Source organism: Nocardia brasiliensis (assembly GCF_011801125.1).
In the GTDB taxonomy this organism is placed as follows: Bacteria; Actinomycetota; Actinomycetes; order Mycobacteriales; family Mycobacteriaceae; genus Nocardia; species Nocardia brasiliensis_C.
Window position 1 is genome coordinate 4,856,192 of record NZ_CP046171.1, and the last position, 18,862, is coordinate 4,875,053.

Annotated in this window: 16 protein-coding genes; 3 read left to right on the top strand and 13 right to left on the bottom strand. The window is 69.5% G+C overall.

Translation table 11 applies throughout. The annotated features are described in order from the left end of the window. Positions 1-57 precede the first annotated feature (57 nt). On the bottom strand, positions 58-891 hold the full coding sequence (locus tag F5X71_RS21860; RefSeq protein ID WP_167463732.1) for a tRNA (adenine-N1)-methyltransferase: 834 nt from the start codon (positions 889-891) through the stop codon (positions 58-60). A gap of 90 nt (positions 892-981) precedes the next feature. Between F5X71_RS21860 and F5X71_RS21865 the strand changes: the two genes are divergently transcribed. Next, positions 982-1,893 (top strand): RecB family exonuclease, encoded by a 912-nt coding sequence (locus F5X71_RS21865; RefSeq protein WP_194250724.1) that lies wholly within the window; start codon positions 982-984, stop codon positions 1,891-1,893. Between the two features lie 179 nt (positions 1,894-2,072). On the opposite strand, the gene F5X71_RS21870 is transcribed toward F5X71_RS21865, so the two are convergent. The 5 genes from F5X71_RS21870 to F5X71_RS21885 all read right to left on the bottom strand — a co-directional run bounded on the left by F5X71_RS21870 (position 2,073) and on the right by F5X71_RS21885 (position 5,047). Beyond that, positions 2,073-2,285, bottom strand: a complete 213-nt coding sequence (locus F5X71_RS21870) for a hypothetical protein (RefSeq protein ID WP_167463733.1) — start codon at positions 2,283-2,285, stop codon at positions 2,073-2,075. A gap of 126 nt (positions 2,286-2,411) precedes the next feature. Continuing rightward, entirely contained in the window at positions 2,412-3,587 is a 1,176-nt protein-coding gene (locus F5X71_RS21875; RefSeq protein WP_238815389.1) for a YeiH family protein, read from the bottom strand. Further along, complete coding sequence (locus F5X71_RS37505; RefSeq protein WP_275106740.1) at positions 3,587-3,721, bottom strand: hypothetical protein; 135 nt, start codon at positions 3,719-3,721, stop codon at positions 3,587-3,589. Before F5X71_RS37505 ends, F5X71_RS21875 begins: the two co-directional genes overlap by 1 nt. Positions 3,722-3,886: 165 nt before the next feature. Continuing rightward, positions 3,887-4,738 carry an ATP phosphoribosyltransferase gene (hisG, locus tag F5X71_RS21880; protein ID WP_167463734.1) on the bottom strand — a complete coding sequence of 284 codons (852 nt, stop codon included), beginning with the start codon at positions 4,736-4,738 and terminating at the stop codon, positions 3,887-3,889. Between the two features lie 45 nt (positions 4,739-4,783). After that, a complete protein-coding gene (locus tag F5X71_RS21885; protein WP_014986213.1) occupies positions 4,784-5,047 on the bottom strand; it encodes a phosphoribosyl-ATP diphosphatase in 264 nt (87 codons plus the stop codon). 122 nt (positions 5,048-5,169) lie between these two features. Here F5X71_RS21885 and F5X71_RS21890 point away from each other — a divergent pair, with 122 nt between their 5' ends. Beyond that, the gene (locus F5X71_RS21890; protein ID WP_167463735.1) at positions 5,170-6,135 is read left to right on the top strand and encodes an NAD(P)H-dependent flavin oxidoreductase; all 966 of its coding nucleotides are present in this window, start codon (positions 5,170-5,172) and stop codon (positions 6,133-6,135) included. 42 nt (positions 6,136-6,177) lie between these two features. Here the strand turns inward: F5X71_RS21890 and F5X71_RS21895 are convergent, their stop codons facing one another. The 6 genes from F5X71_RS21895 to metH all read right to left on the bottom strand — a co-directional run bounded on the left by F5X71_RS21895 (position 6,178) and on the right by metH (position 16,452). Beyond that, positions 6,178-7,992 carry a choline/carnitine O-acyltransferase gene (locus F5X71_RS21895; protein ID WP_167463736.1) on the bottom strand — a complete coding sequence of 605 codons (1,815 nt, stop codon included), beginning with the start codon at positions 7,990-7,992 and terminating at the stop codon, positions 6,178-6,180. Further along, entirely contained in the window at positions 7,989-8,825 is an 837-nt protein-coding gene (locus tag F5X71_RS21900) for a class I SAM-dependent methyltransferase (RefSeq protein ID WP_167463737.1), read from the bottom strand. The genes F5X71_RS21895 and F5X71_RS21900 overlap by 4 nt, the downstream gene beginning before the upstream one ends. 60 nt (positions 8,826-8,885) lie before the next feature. After that, entirely contained in the window at positions 8,886-9,749 is an 864-nt protein-coding gene (locus tag F5X71_RS21905; RefSeq protein WP_167463738.1) for a HalD/BesD family halogenase, read from the bottom strand. A gap of 224 nt (positions 9,750-9,973) precedes the next feature. After that, positions 9,974-10,651, bottom strand: coding sequence for an HAD family hydrolase (locus F5X71_RS21910; protein WP_428981383.1), 678 nt, complete (start codon positions 10,649-10,651; stop codon positions 9,974-9,976). 94 nt (positions 10,652-10,745) lie between these two features. Then, on the bottom strand, positions 10,746-12,461 hold the full coding sequence (locus F5X71_RS21915; RefSeq protein WP_167463739.1) for a serine/threonine-protein kinase: 1,716 nt from the start codon (positions 12,459-12,461) through the stop codon (positions 10,746-10,748). Between the two features lie 394 nt (positions 12,462-12,855). After that, a complete protein-coding gene (metH, locus tag F5X71_RS21920) occupies positions 12,856-16,452 on the bottom strand; it encodes a methionine synthase (RefSeq protein ID WP_167463740.1) in 3,597 nt (1,198 codons plus the stop codon). A gap of 216 nt (positions 16,453-16,668) precedes the next feature. On the opposite strand from metH, the gene F5X71_RS21925 reads away from it, so the two are divergent. Continuing rightward, entirely contained in the window at positions 16,669-17,553 is an 885-nt protein-coding gene (locus F5X71_RS21925) for a PAC2 family protein (protein ID WP_029902048.1), read from the top strand. Positions 17,554-18,528: 975 nt separating this feature from the next. On the opposite strand, the gene F5X71_RS21930 is transcribed toward F5X71_RS21925, so the two are convergent. Continuing rightward, entirely contained in the window at positions 18,529-18,834 is a 306-nt protein-coding gene (locus F5X71_RS21930; protein WP_029902050.1) for a hypothetical protein, read from the bottom strand. Between the last annotated feature and the right edge of the window lie 28 nt (positions 18,835-18,862).

The window sequence follows — 18,862 nt, forward strand, 5'->3', positions numbered from 1 at the left end:
GGATACCGATCGAAGGGGGATCTTCCGGTAGCGGCGAAGGCGATCTCAGCGCGCGCGTCAGCCCTTGGACGGACGCCGCTGCGGCTTGGGGGTCACCGTGCCCTCCGCGAGGCGGCGTGCGCTCACCAGGAAGGCGGTATGGCCCTGCATGCGGTGCTCCGGGCGCACCGCGAGGCCGACCACGTGCCAGCCGCGCACCATCGACTCCCACGAGCGCGGCTCGGTCCAGCACTCCTGTTCGCGCAGCGCCTCCACCACCTTGGACAGTTGCGTGACGGTGGCCACGTAGACGATCAGCACGCCGCCGGGCACCAGTGCCTTCGACACCGCGGGTAACGCGTCCCACGGCGCGAGCATGTCCAGCACCGCGCGATCGACCGGCGGGCCGTCGTAATCGGCCACGTCACCGACAGTCAGCGACCAGTTCGCCGGGCGTTCGCCGTAGAAGGTCTCGACATTGCGGATCGCGTGCTCGGCGTGATCCTCGCGAATTTCGTAGGAAACGACCTCGCCCTGCGGGCCGACCGCGCGCAACAACGAACAGGTGAGCGCGCCGGAACCGGCGCCTGCCTCCAATACCCGCGCGCCGGGAAACATATCGCCCTCGTGCACGATCTGCGCGGCGTCTTTCGGATAGATCACCGCGGCGCCGCGCGGCATGGACAGCACGTAATCGATCAGCAACGGGCGCAAGGCCAAATACGGAGTGCCGTTGGTCGAATTCACCACCGAGCCCTCGTCGGCGCCGATCAAGCTGTCGTGCTTGATACCGCCGCGATGGGTGTGGAATTCCTTGCCCGGCTCCAAGACCACCGTGTACAGGCGGCCCTTGGCATCGGTCAGCTGTACCCGGTCACCGGTGGTGAATGGCCCGGTCCGTCTGGCCGTCATGTATCTCCGTTCGCTGATGTTCTGGTTCCGCGCCGACGTGCGGCCGCGCGCAGACGCGCTGTGTCGGTGCCGCCGGATAGCCTGCCAGGTATGAGCTCGCCCGTGTCCACGCCCCCTGCCGACGGCGCGCCACCGCCGCCGCCGGACCCGATGGCGAGTCGTGCGCGTCCCGCGTTGTCGCCCTCGCGGGCAATGGATTTCAAGCAGTGCCCGCTGAAGTATCGCTATCGCGCGATCGATCGCATCCCCGAGGCGCCGACCCGGCACGCGGTGCGCGGCACCATGGTGCACGCGGTGCTGGAGGACCTCTACGGGCTGCCCGCGCCCGAGCGCGCGCCGGGACGCGCGGACACGCTGGTGGTCCCGGCCTGGGCGCGGGTCCGCGCGGAGCGACCCGAGGTGGCGACGCTGATCACCGACGACGAGCTGGACGGCTTCCTCGACGAGGTGCGCGCGCTGGTGCGGACCTACTTCCGGCTCGAGGATCCGACCGGCTTCGATCCGGAGTCGCGCGAGGCCAGGGTCGAGGTGCAGCTCGACGACGGAGTTCTGTTGCGCGGCTTCGTCGATCGCATCGATGTGGCGCCCGCCGGGCAGCTGCGCGTGGTCGACTACAAGACCGGCCGCTCCCCCGGGCCGACACAGGAGACCAAGGCGCTGTTCCAGCTGAAGTTCTACGCGCTGGTGGTGCTGCGCACCCGCGGCATCGTGCCCGCCCAGCTGCGCCTGATCTACCTGGCCGACGAGCAGATCCTCACCTACGCCCCGGACGAGGCGGAACTGCTGCGCTTCGAACGCACCCTGTCCGCGCTGTGGGCCGCGATCCGCGAGGCGGGCCGCACCGGCGAGTTCCAGCCCAACACCAGCTGGCTGTGCTCGTACTGCGACTACAAGCCCCTGTGCCCAGAATTCGGCGGCACCCCACCGCCCTACCCCGGCTGGCCGGACGACGACGCGAACGAATCACCCGACGAAACCCTCGCCGCCGCGGTCGCCGACTGAGCACTGCGGCAGCAACACGACCGGCCCAGCCAGCCGTCCCCCGCACGACCAGCCCACACGACCAGCTCGAGCAAGTCGGACTCGCACGACCAGCCCGGCCCAGCCACCACCACACGACCAGCCCGGCCGGCCTCGCCGGCCGCCCGCGCCCCGGCGAACTTGCTCGCAAGGTGGGCGGCTCAGCGGTCGCTGAGCACCCGCAAGAGATCCAGCACCGTGTCGTGCGCGCCGATCAGGGCCGCGGCGACGATGAGCACCAGAACGCCCACGACGTCACCGGCCAGGACCAGCATGTCGCGCACCCGCGGCCAGACCGGCGACGTCCGCCCTGACGGCCGGGGCGCGGCGCCGAAGCGCGCCTCGGCGTGCTCTCCGTGCATCTCGCCTGACACACCGGATAGTGTGGCCGGGCGATCATGAACGTTTCGTGAAGTCCCGCGAAACTGTCCCTGTGCAACTGGTGCGGGTGCGCCACAGCGCGCCGCTGCCGTGGTCCCGGATCCGACGCTCAGCCGAGCTCAGACGACGAAGTCGTGGAACAGCAGGATCGACAAGCCAAGGCCCACCGCGAGATTGACGACCACGGCGGAGCCGAACACGACGACCGGCCGCCAGCCCGCCTCGCGCAGGCCGCGCAGCGAGAACTCGAGCCCGATCGAGACGAACGCGAAGATCAGGAACCAGGTGCGCAGGTCGTTGACGATGGCGATGTGCGCGGCGCCGGACTTCTTGTCGGCCGACTGCAGATACAGCGTGCCGATCACCGAGGCGGCGACGAAACCGAGGACGAACTTGGGGAACCGCGCCCAGAGCTGACCCGCCGACGGCCGCGCCGCACCCGCGACCCGTTCCACCCGCACCGTGAAGTAGGCCGTCAACGCGATCGCGACAATGCCGATCAGCGCGTTCTGCGTGTTCTTCACGATGGTGGCGATCTGCAGCGTCTGTTCCCCCGCGAGGGCGCCCGAGGCCGCGACCGCCGCCGTGGTGTCGATGTTGCCGCCGATCCAGGCGCCCGCCACCGCGTCGGAGAGGCCGAACACGTCCGCGAGCCACGGCAGCAGGAAGATCGACGGCAGCGCGAACAGGATCACCAGCGAGGCCGCGTAGGCGATCTGCTCGCGCCGCGCCTGCACCGCGCCCGCCGCCGCGATGGCCGCGCTCACCCCGCAGATCGACACTGCCGAGGACAGCAGCGCCCGCAGCTTGTCGTCGAGCCCGAGCCGCCCGCCCAGCCACCAGGTGAAACCGAACACCACGGTGATCAGCAGCAGCGCCTGCAGGATAGCCGGCCCCGCGGCGGTCACCAGGATCTTCAGATTGATCGAGGCGCCGAGCAGCACCACGCCGGTCTTGATGAAGAACTCGGTGCGGAATCCCGCCGAAAGCCGGTCGCGCAGTGCGAGTTTGCTGAGCACGACGTTGCCGAGCAGGCCGATCGCGATGGCGTACACCGGGAACTCGATCGACTTCGCCACCCGGCGCAGCGGCGTATCCGCCGCCCACTGCGGGACATGGGTGTCGAAGTAGCGGGTCAGCGCGCCGAGTACGAGCACGACCGCGATACCGGCCGCGATCGCACCGCCGGTGGGCCGCGAAACCGCCTGCAACGCCGCGGTTTCCGAGGTCACCGGGGCCGCGCCCGCCGCCTTCGGGGCCGACGAGATATCCACGCGCGCTTCGGTCTCCGACATCACGGCACCAGCCACGCCGGAATCGCGCCGACCAGGACCAACGCGATCAGCACCAGGCCGACGACCGCGGCGAGCCAATCCTCGTTCCAGGCGAACCCGCCGCCCGGACGCTGCTCGGGTGATGTCTGTGCCACGGTCGTACTCCTTGCTCTTCCCTCATCCAGAGGCCGCAAGGTACCAACGCCGCACCGGCACGCGCACCGGTTGCGTTCACCGTGAATTATTCACGCATACAAGACAAATCAGACGCCGATAATCCGTACCGTCCCCGGCGCAGCAGGAACGGGTACGGGCGGAACTCAGAACGCGCGGCAGGAGCGGATATCGAAGGCGAGAATCGCCTTCGCGCCCAGCTCGGCGAGCTGGTCCATCACCTCGTTGCCCTGCTTGCGCGGCACCATGGCGCGGATCGCGACCCAGCTGTCGTCGGCGAGCGGCGACACCGTCGGCGACTCGAGCCCCGGGGTGATCGCGACGGCCGCCTCGAGCAACTCCTTCGGGCAGTCGTAGTCCAGCATGATGTACTGCTGGCCGAAGACGACGCCCTGGATGCGCGCGATGAGCTGATTACGTGCCCGCTCATGCTGATCGGAGCCGGTGCGCTCGATCAGCACCCCTTCCGAATCGCAGAGCGACTCACCGAAGGCGACCAAGTTGTGCTGGCGCAGGGTGCGGCCCGAGCCGACCACGTCGGCGATCGCGTCGGCGACCCCGAGCTGGATGGAGATCTCCACCGCGCCGTCGAGGCGGATCACCTCGGCCTCGATGCCGCGCTTGCGCAGATCGCTCAGCACGAGATTCGGGTAGGACGTGGCGATGCGCTTGTCGTAGAGGTCCTCGACCTTCCAGTCCTGCCCGGCGGGGGCCGCGTACCGGAAGGTGGAGCGGCCGAAGCCGAGGGCGAGCCGCTCGCCGACCGGCGCGCCGGAGTCGAGGGCGAGATCCCGGCCGGTGATGCCGAGGTCGAGTTCACCGGAACCGACGTAGATGGCGATGTCCTTGGGCCGCAGGAAGAAGAATTCCACCTGGTTGGCCGGATCGAGCACGGTCAGATCGCGGGCATCGGTGCGCTTGCGGTAGCCGGCCTCGGCCAGGATGGAGGTGGCGGCTTCGGACAGGGCGCCTTTGTTGGGGACTGCGACGCGCAGCATGATCGGGGTCCTTTCACGGAGAGAGACTGCGGAACAAGACGGCCGTCACAGATGTCGGTACACGTCTTCGAGCTTCAGCCCACGACCCACCATCAGCACCTGAACCCAGTACAGCAGCTGCGAGATCTCCTCGGCGAGCGACTCGTCGCTCTCGTGCTCGGCGGCCAGCCAGACCTCACCGGCCTCCTCGAGCACCTTCTTACCCTGGCTGTGCACGCCGGCGTCCAACGCGGCCACGGTGCCGGACCCCTCGGGGCGGTTTACCGCACGATCCTGCAGCTCGGCGAACAGGGATTCGAAGTTCTTCACGATAAGCCATTCTTTCAGACCCCTCCGGGCCCGCGATCGCCGAGGGGGAACTGGTGGCGCGGCGCACTCGGACGTTGCCACCACATGTTCCCCCTCGATCCAGTGGTCGGCATGATGGGGGCATGGGGTTGCGGACCGCGGTTACGGAAATGTTCGATTTGCGGCATCCGATCGTGTCGGCGCCGATGGGCGGGGTGGCCGGTGGGGCGCTGGCCGCCGCGGTGTCCGAAGCCGGCGGGCTGGGGTTGGTCGGTAGCGGCGACCGGGCCTGGCTCGAACGCGAGCTGGCGATCGTGGCCGCATCGACCCGCGCGCCGTGGGGCATCGGGTTCCTCAGCTGGGCGATCGACGTCGAGACCATCCGTTGGGCGCTGGCCGAGTACCGGCCGCGGGCGGTGATGCTGTCGTTCGGCGATCCGACCCCGTTCGTCGAGACGGTGCGCGCCGCGGGGGCGGCACTGCTGGTGCAGGTCACCGATCACGACGAGGCGCGCCGGGCGGCCGAGGTCGGCGCGGACGTGATCGTCGCCCAGGGCGGCGAGGCGGGCGGGCACGGCGCGGGCCGCTCCACGCTGACGATCGTGCCGACCGTCGCCGATCTGGTGCATCCGACGCCGGTGCTCGCGGCGGGCGGGATCGCGGACGGTCGCGGGCTGGCCGCCGCGCTCACGCTCGGGGCCGCGGGCGCCATGATCGGCACGCGCTTCGAGGCGACCGACGAGGCGGTGCTCTCCGCCGCGGAAGCCGCGGCGATCGTGGCCGCCCGCGGCGACGACACCTCCCGCAACCGGGTGTTCGATATCGCCCGCCACTCCCCCTGGCCCGCCAAGTACACCGCCCGCATGCTGCGCAACCCGTTCTTCGACCGCTGGCAGGACCGCGAGGACGAGCTGCGCGCCGACCCCGCCGCGCAGGAGGTCTACCTCGACGCCGTACGCCGCGACGATCCGGCCGCGATCCCGGTGTGGGCAGGCGAGGGGGTAGACCTGATCACCTCGATCGCTCCGGCCGCCGAGGTACTGACCACGATCGCCGCGGAAGCCGAAGCGGCACTGACCCGCGCGGCCCGAAGCCACACGGGCGCCTGAGCCGCGAGAAGCACCGGAGGTGACGAACAACCCTCGCGTGGTTCAGCTTTCGGTGAGCAGGGCCTCCAGGTCGGCGACCGCGGTGCGCAAGTGTCCCGCGAAGGCGTGCATCTGGTCGGCGACCGCGGTCGGGGTGGCGAGGTAGAGGTTCCAGCGGTCGGGCAGCAGCACGTACGCGACGCCGATGCAGCGGGGGCTGGTCGAGCCGAAACCGAAGTAGCGGATGTTGACCGACGGGGCCGAGCTGGTGCTCAGGTAGTCGTCGCGCATGATCGTCCAGCCGGGGCTGTCGTAGAGCGGAATCGGCTCGGTGACACCGAGTTCCGCGCCGCGCCTGCGCTGGATCCACTGCAGTTCCCACAGATGCTGTTCCGGCGCGTCACCCGCCTGGCACTGCTTGGCCCTGCTGACGTGCGCGGTGGCCGCGGTGCGCGCCGCCGCGAGCCGGGCGGCCCGGTCGACGGACTCGTCCTGCATCGCGTCCACGAACGCCACCATCTCCGGGGTGATGACCCGCATCGCCTCGGTGCGACCGTTGCGATACTGCCTGGTGGCGATGGATTCATAAGTGGCGCCGGTGATTCCCTTGCTGCGCCGGTGCGCGAGCTGGTAGCTCAGCTGCGCGAACGCGTCCGGCGAGATGCCGAGCTGCTTGGCCCTTGTCGTCCCGAAATCGGGGAAAGAGACCGTCTGCGTGGCATTGTCGGCCGCGTACTGCGCGAAGTCGGCGCCCGCGGTGGCGATGTCGTTGCGCTGCGCGGCATCGAGCACGAACTCGATCGGCTCGACGGCCGGTAAACCCTGGGCCCGCGCGCCGGATCGGGTGGCGTGCTCCTGCGCCGTGGTCTCGAGCATCGCGTCCACGAACGACAGGATGGTGGTGCCGTCCAGCCCGCAGTGCTCGATGTTGATGCCCGCCTGGCCATCGGCGAAGACGATGAACGACACCGACTTGTCGAACCAGCGGTTCGCGCTGTCGCCGTGCAACAGTTGATCGCACGCGTGCAGTTCGTCGCGCGGCGCGAAATCCTCCAGGCAGACGCAGAACAGCGCGGTCTCGATGGTGTCGAGGGCCGCGGCGTTGGCCGGTTCGGCGAGCAGCGACTGCCTGCTTGCCGCCCATTCGGCGCGCGCCTTGGTGGTGAGATGCCCGACCGCGGAATCGGTTCGGGTCGAGCGGGCGCCCGCCTTGAGCACCTCGCGCAGACCGTCGGCGAGGTCGTCGAGCGAGTACGGCGCGCCGTCGGCGCCGAGCACGTCCATCCGGAACATGCTGCCGCGGAAGAACACCACCACATGCTTGGCCGTCGACGGCCCCGGCCAGTCCGGGCTGTAGGGAACGCGGACGCTGTCCTGTTCGGCACCGGGGATCCTGGTCTCGGAGAACAGGTACTTGTTCTGCCACATCGACAGCGCCTGCCCGCGCTGCCGCACCGGGGGAATCGCCTCCTGGTCCAGCGCGAGCTTGTAATCGACCGCGGCGCTGATGATCCCCGCCGCCCGCTCGACCTGATTCGCGCCAGTCGAGGCGGCCAGCGTGGTCTCCTCCCGGAACAGGAAGAAGAAGTTCGCGTTCAGCGCGATGCGGTCCCGCCTGCCCAGATAGCGCGACGGCCAGAACAGGTCCAGCCAGCTGCCGACGCCGGGGGTGGCGTCGTACTCGGCCAGCGCGGCGTGCAGGGTGCGCGCCGGGCTGTCCGGGCGCAGCAGGTCGGCGACCGCCGCCTCGGTGGTGGCCAGTTCCTCGGCGGTGAGCAGCGGTGCGCACCATTCCAGGAAACGCTGACAGCTGGCCTCCAGCGTCGGCAGGGGCACCCGTGGCAGGGTGTCGTCGGCGGCGAAGGTGCGTTCGGTCAATGCTGGTCCTCGGTGTCGGGGTAATGCTTCGGCAACGGTCGCGATAGATACAGGCCGGCGTAGAGCCAGCCTTCGGTTTCCCGGTCGGTAGTGTCGATACCCTTGGCGGACAAGGTGTTCAGCACCTGGGTCTGCTCGGCGTCGGAGGCGAACCTGCGCTGTTCGAACAGCCCGGGCGCCTGCTCGGTCCGGTAGCCGAGCGCCGCGAGCTCGGCGGCGATCGGCGCGAAGTCGAACATGCGCAGCACGAAGTGTGCCATCCATGGTCTGCGGCGTGGATGCGCGGTGGCGACTCGGGCCAGGGTTTTCTCGGTGACGTAGCCGATGCAGCCGGTGGAGATGATGATGTCGGCCCCGGCGAGCACCGCCCGCTGCGCGTCGGTGGGCTCACCGGATTCCAGGTCGGCGTGCACCGTGTCGTGCAGCAGTCCGGCCTGCTTCGCGTAGCCGAGCGCGGACGCCGAGGCGTCCATACCGAGGAAACGGACATCGGGCAGGCGGTCCGCGCTGCCGAGTTCGGCGCGGTCGCGGGCGATCAGCGCCGCCCGGTCCCCCTCGGCGGTGCGATAGTGCTCGGCGAGTTCGCGCATGGTGGTGTCGAATCGCAGCAGCGCGGCGTTGACGCCGTAGGAGCAGCCGATGTCGAGCACCGTGGGCGTGCGCACCCGGGCGGACGCGCGATACTCCCGGATCTGTTGCTGGAAGACCGGTTTCGCCAACTCGGGAATGCGATAGTCGAGGTCGGACATGCGGGCGTAGTAGTCGCGGGGATCGGGACGTTCGTAGATGTCGTCGAAGGAGGCTTTCCCGGTCGTGTGTAACGGCACTGCCACAGTCGTTCCTCTCGGGTCGAGCGGTGTCCCCGATCGAAGTGGACGATCGGGCCGTTCGGCTCAGTCGAGCAAGCGGTCGCCACGGACGGCGTCGGCCGCGGCGGCCAGATGGTCGGGAAGTACTCGACCGAAGAGTTGGCGGGTGCGCTCCACCGTGCCGATCACCCCGGGCCGGTCGGTGTAGGCGAAGATCGCCGAATGCCGCTGCGCCGCACCGGCGACGGGCGAGACGCGATGCAGCGAGAACCGCCCGCGGAACAGCTGCAGGTCGCCGGGGCGCAGGTCGAGGCGCTGGATCAGTCGCTCGCCAGAACCGGTGAGCACCGCGCGGACATCGTCGAGCCGCTCGGCCCGCGGCGTGCGGATATTCGGGCAGTACTCGAAGATGCCGCCCGAGTCGGCTGGTTGGGTGAGCATGCTGACGGTGAATTCGTTGGTGTCGAAATGCCAGGGATGCGACATGCCCGGCGCGACCACGTTGAGGCACAGACCGGCCAGCGGGTCGGCGAACTCGTGCAACTCGGCGAGATCGAAGCAGTCGGCGACGAAGCGCTGGAACCGTTCGTCCACATAGAGCCGGTGGATCAGCGCGTCGCCGGGGATACGGTCGCGCGGGACGAAGGCGTTGCCGCGCTCGAGCACGATCCGGCCGGGATGGTCCTCGGGCAGATCGGTGTCCAGGGGAATGTTGTAGGCGTTGACCCGCTCTACTTCGTAATAGGCGTGCGGCGCCATCGCTGCACCCTGCGCGCGCAGGGTCTCGGTGAGTTCGGCGCGAATGAAACCGCGCAGTACGGTACATCCGGTCGCGGCCAGTTCCGCACGCGCCGAGGCCACCGCGGCCTGCCGTCCGGGGTCCGTCGCATCCAGCAGTGGATACCGAGCGGTATCAACGATCTCGTCGAGCACACCCGTGGCTGCCATGGCGACATTCTGGTAGAGCCGATGGCCGACACGCCCGAGATTCGCCGAGATTGCCGGTGATCGGGGTCACACGTCCCAGCTGGGCGCACTCCCGTTGCGGCACAGTAACTCTCGGCAAACGCGGTCGGGTGTGTCGCGCGCCGACCATGATCAACAGCGGCTGCCGCCGGCGGGATCGCCCGGCCTCGCACTCCCCCCGCGCGACCGCGCAGACCGCGAAAAGCTCAGTCGCGCAGCGACAAAGCGCGTTCCAGATCGTCGAGGCCGAGCCCGACGAGCGACTCGCGAAACATCCGTCCCGGTCCGTCCGGAACCGAGATCTCACAGGGCACGACGACCACCGCGCAGCCCGCCGCGCGCGCCGCCCGGACACCGGTCGGCGAATCCTCCACCGCCACACAGTGTCGCGGCTCGACCCCGAGCAGTTCGGCGGCCCGCAGGTAGACATCGGGCTCGGGTTTGCCGCGCGCCACCTCGTCGCCACAGACCGAGATGTCGAAGAAATCGCGTCCCAAGGTGTCGAGCCCGAACTCGGCGAGCGACCGCTTGGTATTGGTGACGAGGGCCGAGCCCAGCCCCGCCGTGCGCACCATCGCGAGCGCGTCCTCGGCACCGGGCCGCCACGGGATCGGACCGGTCATCAGCTCGGCCACGCGCCGATCGAGGAACTCCGCCGCCTCCCGCACCGCGACCGGAGTCGCGTCGATGCCGAGACTGCTGAAGATGATCCGCATCGCGTCGTCACCGGACGCACCGATCAGGGCGTGCCGGATCTCGTCGGTCATCTCGTGCCCGAGCTCGCGCGCCAGCTCCCGCACTCCCACGTCCCAGAGCTTCTCCGAATCCAGCAGCGTGCCGTCCATATCCCACAGCACCGCGGCCACGCCACACTCCACACTCACCGCTACATCCTGTCAGCCGCCCACAGCTCACCGATCCCCACACCCACCTCACCCGGCGAGCACCGCGAACGCGGGGTGAAGTGGTCGGGGTGGTTCAGGTGCCGGAGCCGGAGATGAGCATGCGGCCGTTGTCCGCGGTGACCTGGATCCACCGGTTCTCGGAGCGGGTCTCGCCGGTTTTCATGACGTAGGTCAGGGCGACTACGGCGCGGTTGTCGCCGTTCGGGGTGACGCGGCCGACGCTGACCGAACGCACGGTGCCCCACCATCGGGCGTACTCGTTGTAGCCACCGCCGGTCTGTACCTGATAGGACGGGGTGAGCTGGGACCACGCGCCCGCGGTGTTGCCAGGCAGCATGCCGTAGTAACCCTGGACGAACTGGGCGACCTTGTCGGGGGTGGGTGGGCCGAAGGGGGTCGCGGTGACAGTGGTCGGCGCCGGTGGGGCCGACGAGGTGGGCGGAGCCGAGGACGGCGTCGGGGTCGGGGTCGGCGTGGGGCTCGTGCTCGCGCCCGGACTCGACGTGGGCGCCGGTTCGGTGCTGGGCGCGGGCTCCTGCGGCTGCTGCGGCACGGGCCCGGTGTCGCCGGTCGCGGGCGGCGGGCCCGCGAGGGCGGGCACCGAGCTACTCGGGCCCGGTGCGGCCGCGGTGCCGCTGTCACCGTCGTTGCCCTTCACCAGCAAGGCGACCAGCCCGACCACGACGAGCACCGCGACGAACGCGCCCGCGCCGAGCAGCACCGCCCGGTTGCGTGACGGCACGGCACCGGTCCCCGCGGGCAGGGTGCCCGAGCCGCTGGGCGGTATCGGCGGCTGCACGGAAACCGATTCGGCGACACCGGGATCGGTCAGTGCGGCGGTCGGCACGACGGTGGTGGCCGCGGTCGCGTTCGCGGCGTCGGCCGCCGGCTGCGGCAGCACGGTGGTGGCGCTGTCGCCGCCGGGCGCGGGCATCGCCTTGGTCGGCGGCGGCGGACCCAGCGTCGGAACCCGGCCCTCCGCAACGGCTTCCAGCGCCTGCTTGGCCTCGTGCATGCTCGGGCGGGCGTCGATGGTCGGCGCGAGCAAGCGCATCAGCACCGGGCCGAGCGCGCCCGCCTCCTTCGGTTCGGCGATCTCGCCCCGCGCGACGGCGTGCAGCACCGCGAGCGGGTTGTCCCCCTCGCCGAACGGCGGCTGCCCTTCGACGGCCGCGTATAACGTTGAGCCGAGGGCGAATACGTCCGAGGCCGGCTCCGGGTTCTCCCCGCGCGCCACCTCGGGTGCGAGGTAGGCCGGGGTGCCAGCGAGGAAGCCGGTGGCGGTCACCGTGACATCGCCGACCGCGCGGGAGATGCCGAAATCGGTGATCTTGACCGTGCCGTCGTCACCGACGAGCAGGTTCGCCGGCTTCACGTCGCGGTGCATGATGCCCGCGTCGTGCGCGGCGGCCAGCGCGCCCGCGGCCTGCGCCCCGATCTTGGCGACCTCGGTGGGCGCCAGGGTGCGCTTGCCGGAGAGCTTGGCCGCCAGGCTCGGCGCGTTCATGTACTCCATCACCAGCCACGGCTGGCCGTCTTCCTCGGCGACGTCGAAGACGGTGATCGCGTTCGGATGGTGCAGCCGGGCCGCGATGCGGCCCTCGCGCATGGCCCGCAGCTTCGCCTCGAGCGCCGCCGAACGGGTCAGCCCAGGCGCGAGAATGAGCTGCTTCACCGCGACCGTGCGCCGCAGCCGGACATCCGTGCCGCGCCAGACAACTCCCATGGCACCTGTGCCGATCGGATCCGTGAGTCGATACCGTCCCGCGATCAGTCGATCCGCCGTCATGGTGTTGTGCCTTCCTGCTTACGCCCCGAGCCTGTGCCGCACCGGCGCGCAACGCTCGGAGAATCCGAAATCGCTACGCGCCGAAGTACTTTGCACCCGTAAACAGCGATGGCGACGCATCCGCCGACTGCCCCGGATGCAGTTGCAACGCTTCCGACAATGGCATACCCACCCGATCCACATCCACTTCGCCGCGCGGGCCGGGGCGATCCCCCAGGTCAGCGCCGCGCCACGCCGAAGGACGAAATGCTCTCGGCGCGTCGGAATTTCCCCAAATCATGACATATGGGCTGGTAGCCAAGGCCCTGTCGCGCGGTGAACAAGAGCGCGCGTCGCCGTGAGCACGATCACTGCGGACAGACTTCACCTGCTGAAGCCACACGCGCGGCGCGGGTCAGGCGTTGAAGTACTTCGCCTCCGGATGCAGCAGCACGAACGCGTCGGTGGACTGCTCGGGATGCAGTTGGAGTTCCTCCGACAGCACGACACCGATGCGGTCGGCCTCGAGCAGGTCGACCAGCTTGGCGCGATCCTCCAGCTCCGGGCAGGCGCCATAGCCGAAGGAGTAGCGCGCGCCGCGGTAGCCGAGTTTGAAGTACTCGAGCACGTCGGTCGGATCGGAGTCGGCCACCGCGTGCCCGTCCAGGGTCAGTTCCTCGCGGACCCGGCGGTGCCAGTATTCGGCCAGCGCCTCGGTGAGCTGCACGCCGATGCCGTGCACCTCGAGATAGTCGCGGTAGCTGTCGCCCGCGAAGAGTTCGTTGGCGAAATCGGCGATCGGCTGCCCCATCGTGACGAGCTGGAAGGGCAGCACGTCCACCTGCCCGGTCTCCTGGGCGCGCGCCCGCGAGCGGATGAAGTCGGCGATGCACAGGAACCGGTCCCGCTGCTGGCGCGGGAAGGTGAACCGATACCGTTGTGGCGCATCGGGTTCGGGCTCGGTGAGCACGATCACGTCGTCGCCCTCGGACACCGCGGGGAAGTAGCCGTAGACCACGGCGGCGTGCTGCAGCACACCCTCGGTGCTGAGCCGGTCCAGCCAGGCACGCAGCCGCGGCCTGCCCTCGGTCTCCACCAGTTCCTCGTAACTGGGCCCCTCACCGCCGCGCTGGCCGCGCAGGCCCCACTGGCCGAGGAACAGCGCCCGCTCGTCGAGCAGGCCCGAATACTCGTGCAGCGCCAGGCCTTTCACCACCCGCGTGCCCCAGAACGGCGGCACCGGTACCGGCACGTCAGCCGCGACATCGGAACGCTCGGGCACCTCGATCGGCACCTCGACGGCCTTGCGCTGCTCGGCGATCCGCTTGGACCGCTCGTGGCGGGCCTTGCGCTCGGCGGCCTTCTCGCGTTCGGCGATCGCCTCCGGGCTGTCCGGATCGGGGCCGCCGCCGCGCTTGCGGGTCATGATGTCGTCCATCAACCGCAGGCCCTCGAACGCGTCGCGGGCGTAGTGCACATCGCCCTCGTAGACGTCGGTGAGGTCGTTCTCGACGTAGCCGCGGGTCAGGGCCGCGCCGCCGAGCAGCACCGGGAACTGTTCGGCGACACCCTTGGAGTTGAGTTCCTGCAGGTTCTCCTTCATCACCACCGTCGACTTCACCAGCAGCCCGGACATGCCGATGACGTCGGCCTTCTTGTCCACGGCGGCGTCGAGGATGGTCGCGATGGGCTGCTTGATCCCGAGGTTCACCACCTCGTAGCCGTTGTTGGACAGGATGATGTCGACCAGGTTCTTGCCGATGTCGTGCACGTCGCCCTTGACGGTGGCGAGCACGATCCGGCCCTTGCCGCTGTCGTCGGTGGCTTCCATATGCGGCTCGAGATAGGCGACCGCGGTCTTCATCACCTCGGCCGACTGCAACACGAACGGCAGCTGCATCTGCCCGGATCCGAACAGCTCACCGACGGTCTTCATGCCCGAGAGCAGCGTCTCGTTGATGATCTGCAACGGCGGCACCTGCGTCATCGCCTCGTCCAGATCAGCGTCCATGCCTGCCTTCTCGCCGTCGACGATGCGCCGCTCCAGCCGCTCGAACAGCGGCAACGCCGCCAGTTCCTCGGCGCGGGAGGCCTTGGACGAGGACGTCGAGACGCCCTCGAACAGGGCCATCAGCTTCTGCAGCGGGTCGTAGTCGGGGGTGCGCCGGTCGTAGACCAGGTCGAGCGCGGTCTCGCGCTGCTCGTCCGGGATGCGCGCCATCGGCAGGATCTTGGAGGCGTGCACGATCGCCGAATCCAGTCCGGCCTCGACGCATTCGTGCATGAACACCGAGTTCAGCACCTGGCGCGCGGCGGGGTTCAGGCCGAAGGAGATGTTCGACAGACCGAGGGTGGTCTGCACGTCCGGGTGCCTGCGCTTCAATTCCCGGATGGCCTCGATGGTTTCGACGCCGTCGCGACGCGACTCCTCCTGGCCGGTGCCGAGGGTGAAGGTGAGCGTGTCGATGATGATGTCGCTCTCCAGCAGGCCCCAGTTGCCGGTGATGTCGGCGATGAGCCGTTCGGCGATCTCGACCTTCTTGGCCGCGGTGCGGGCCTGGCCCTCCTCGTCGATGGTGAGCGCGACCACGGCGGCGCCGTGCTCGGCCACCAGCGCCATGGTCTGCTGGAAGCGCGATTCGGGGCCCGCGCCGTCCTCGTAGTTCACCGAGTTCACCGCGCAGCGACCGCCGAGGTGTTCCAGACCGGCGCGCAGCACCGGGGTCTCGGTGGAGTCGAGCATGATCGGCAGGGTCGAGGAGGTGGCCAGGCGGCTCGCGAGCGCCTCCATGTCCTTCGCGCCGTCGCGACCGACGTAGTCGACGCACAGGTCGAGCATGTGCGCGCCGTCGCGGGTCTGGTCCTTGGCGATATCCAGGCACTTCTGCCAGTCCTCGGCGAGCATCGCTTCGCGGAATGCCTTGGAGCCGTTGGCGTTCGTGCGCTCGCCGATCATCATGATCGAGGCGTCCTGCGCGAACGGCACGGCCGTGTACATGCTGGCCACGCTCGGCTCGTGCTCGGGCCTGCGCCGCTCGTCGATCGGCGGCAGGCTCGGCTCGATCTCGCGCACCGCCGCGGTGACCTGGCGGATGTGTTCCGGCGTCGTGCCGCAGCAGCCGCCGACGAGCGCGAGCCCGAACTCGGAGACGAAGCCGCTCAGCGCGATCGCCAATTCCTCCGGCGTGAGCGGGTATTCGGCGCCGTGCGCGCCGAGCACCGGCAGGCCGGCGTTCGGCATCACCGACACCGGCACCTGCGCGTGCCGGGACAGGTGCCGCAGGTGCTCGCTCATCTCGGCGGGACCGGTCGCGCAGTTCAGGCCGATCATGTCGATGCCGAGCGGTTCGAGCGCGGTGAGCGCCGCGCCGATCTCGCTGCCGACCAGCATGGTGCCGGTGGTCTCCACGGTGACGTGGGTGATGATCGGAATCCGGCGCCCGGCCTGACGCATCGCCGCCCTGCTGCCGGTGATCGCCGCCTTGACCTGTAACAGATCCTGGCAGGTCTCGACCAGGATGGCGTCGGCGCCGCCGTCGAGCATGCCGAGCGCGGCCTCGGTGTAGGCGTCGCGCAGCACGGTATAGGGAGCATGGCCCAGGGTCGGCAGTTTGGTGCCGGGGCCCATCGAGCCGAGCACGTAGCGCGGCGTCCCGTCGGCGGCGGGGCCCATCTCGTCGGCCACCTCGCGGGCCAGCCGGGTGCCGCGCTCGGACAGGTCGCGGATGCGATCGGCGATGTCGTAGTCCGCCAGGTTCGGCAGATTGCAGCCGAAGGTATTGGTCTCCACCGCGTCCGCACCCGCCTCGAAGTACGCGCGATGGATATGGCGCAGCACGTCGGGGCGGGTTTCGTTGAGGATCTCGTTGCAGCCTTCGAGCCCGCGGAAATCGTCCAGGGTCAGCTCGGCGGCCTGCAACATCGTGCCCATCGCACCGTCACCGATCACGACACGGCGACGCAGCGTGTCGAGTAGCGTGGTGTCGAACTCGGCGGGAATGGACGCAGACATGTGTTCAAGCGTAATGGTCGCCTCTGACGTCACGGCCTGCCGCATCTTTGTCTGTCCTGCCACAGTCGCCTTCGCGGCGCTCGCGAACACGCCGAACCCGGTCGGGCCGCGCCGAGCGAGCACACACCGCGGCCATCCGGCGCGCCGTCGGCCGCGCCGTCGCCGTGCGCGATTCGATGACGGACTTCGCCGCGCGCCGCCCACTATGCTGACCGAGTGAACCCCAGTGAAACTCCCGATCCGGAACTGCCGACGTTGCGGGATCCGGTGTTGGTCGCGGCCTTCGAGGGCTGGAACGACGCGGGCGACGCCGCGAGCGGCGCCGTAGAGCATCTGGAACTGATCTGGGACGCCGAGCCCCTAGCCGAACTCGACTCCGAGGACTACTACGACTATCAGGTCAACCGGCCGACCGTACGTCAGGTCGACGGTGTGACCAGGGAGATCCAGTGGCCCTCGACCATGCTCTCGGTGTGCTCGCCGCCCGGTAGCGACCGCGATATCGTGCTGCTGCGCGGCATCGAACCCAATATGCGCTGGCGCAGCTTCTGCGCGGATCTGCTGGAGTTCATCGAACAGCTCGGCGTGCAGACCGTCGTCATCCTGGGCGCGCTGCTCGCCGACACCCCGCACACCCGTCCCGTTCCGGTCACCGGCTCCGCGTACAGCAAGGAGGCCGCGGAACGGTTCAACCTGGAACAGACCCGCTACGAGGGACCGACCGGCATCACCGGCGTGCTGCAGGACCAGTGTGTGAAGGCGGGCGTGCCCGCGGTGTCGTTCTGGGCCGCGGTGCCGCACTACGTGTCGCAGCCGCCCAACCCCAAGGCCACCATCGCGCTGCTGCACCGGGTCGAGGACGTGCTCGACATCGAGGTGCCGCTCGGCGAGCTGCCCAAGCAGGCCGAGGACTGGGAGACCGCGGTCAACGAGATGACCGAGGGCGACGACGAGGTCAGCGAGTACGTCCGCTCGCTCGAGGAGCGCGGCGACGCCGCCGTGGACGTGAACGAGGCGATGGCCAAGATCGACGGCGACGCCATCGCGGCCGAGTTCGAGAAGTATCTGCGCAGGCGAGGTCCGGGCAGCTTCGGCCTCTGATCCGTTCGGGGCCGCGCGATTCCGATACCCCGCGAGCCTTCCCGTTCGTGGTGACGTGTGCCGGGCGCGGTACGGCACACGTCGCACGGTCGCTGCGGTAGCCGTCGCGTTGCTGTTCGCCGGGTAGCGCGACCGGCGGAACCGGCCGCGCTCCTCGAGATCCTCGGCGCGCGTGCCAGCGATCGCCGGGCATGCCGGACGGCGCAGCGATCGTTTCCTGTCATGGGGCCTGAACACGTCGGCGCGGCGCGCCGGGCCGATTCGGACCGGGTGTCGCGCGGTCGCGCGGCGAAGAACGCGCAATCCTCGCCGCATCCGGCGGGTTTCCGGGCCGGTGGTCAAGGGACCGGGACGACGCACGACCATGCGACCGCACCGGCGGCGGCAGTTACGCGGCGACGCGTACCGCGGTAATCACCATCGCGGCGAAGTGGGGAAGAGGTCTGGTTGCCTTGTGCGCCCGGCTGTTTCGGCATCCCGATCGGGAGCGGCGCACCCGCCGCGAAGTCGGGCCGGAGCAGCGCACCCGGTACAGAGCCAGGGCGGAGCAGCGCACCCGCCGCGAAGTCGAATCGAAGCAGCGCACCCGGTACGAAGTCGGGTGCCGCGGCGGTCTCGCTCGTCGCGTGGCAAGGCGGGATAGGGCCGGACCGTCACGGTAAACGGCGACAGCACGGCCGGACCGCACGGGTTCCGGAGTTCGATTACCGGGCCGGACCAGCGATCCGGCTACCCGCGCTCCGGACGTCAACCTCTGATGGCGAGATCGCCGCGGTGCCGGACAAGGGCCGGATATCGGTGTAACCGCCACTGCGGCAGGTGTATCCACTGTTCGGCAGCACCGTGGTGTGGGCTGCTCGGCTCGCTGCCGGCCGGTGTGGCCGCGACGAGGGTGGGTAGGGCGGGCGACGGCGGCGGGGACCGGCCTGAAGCGCGGGGTGGCGCGTGCGGCGATCAGCGGTGCCGTCCGGCTCTTCAGGTCTCGATGGTCCAGACCTGGGCCGCGGCCTCCTGCGCCAGCTTCGCGAGCAGTATGTCGCGCGGAATCGTCTGGCCGGCAAGGTGATCGAGGGACGGGACCACGACGTGGTGCGCGTCGGCTCGCTTGAGTTCCTGGGTCAGCTCGACGAATGCCGTGCCGTCACCGGAAGTCGATTCATGGAACGTTGCGGCGAAGCAGAGCCCTTCCTCGCGGGCGAGGGTGTTCATCGCATCCTCGAGCTCTTCGCTGTGGCCATCGGCCAGATCGTCACGCACGTATCCATAGATCAACGCTTCCACCCGAACCTCCGTTGGATTGGGTACCGCT

What these genes read in the sequence shown, in the direction of transcription:
- F5X71_RS21860 (WP_167463732.1), bottom strand. Translation starts at nt 891, where the DNA reads ATGACGGCCAGACGGACCGGGCCATTCACCACCGGTGACCGGGTACAG.
- F5X71_RS21865 (WP_194250724.1), top strand. Translation starts at nt 982, where the DNA reads ATGAGCTCGCCCGTGTCCACGCCCCCTGCCGACGGCGCGCCACCGCCG.
- F5X71_RS21875 (WP_238815389.1), bottom strand. Translation starts at nt 3,587, where the DNA reads ATGTCGGAGACCGAAGCGCGCGTGGATATCTCGTCGGCCCCGAAGGCG.
- hisG (WP_167463734.1), bottom strand. Translation starts at nt 4,738, where the DNA reads ATGCTGCGCGTCGCAGTCCCCAACAAAGGCGCCCTGTCCGAAGCCGCC.
- F5X71_RS21890 (WP_167463735.1), top strand. Translation starts at nt 5,170, where the DNA reads ATGGGGTTGCGGACCGCGGTTACGGAAATGTTCGATTTGCGGCATCCG.
- F5X71_RS21905 (WP_167463738.1), bottom strand. Translation starts at nt 9,749, where the DNA reads ATGGCAGCCACGGGTGTGCTCGACGAGATCGTTGATACCGCTCGGTAT.
- F5X71_RS21915 (WP_167463739.1), bottom strand. Translation starts at nt 12,461, where the DNA reads ATGACGGCGGATCGACTGATCGCGGGACGGTATCGACTCACGGATCCG.
- metH (WP_167463740.1), bottom strand. Translation starts at nt 16,452, where the DNA reads ATGTCTGCGTCCATTCCCGCCGAGTTCGACACCACGCTACTCGACACG.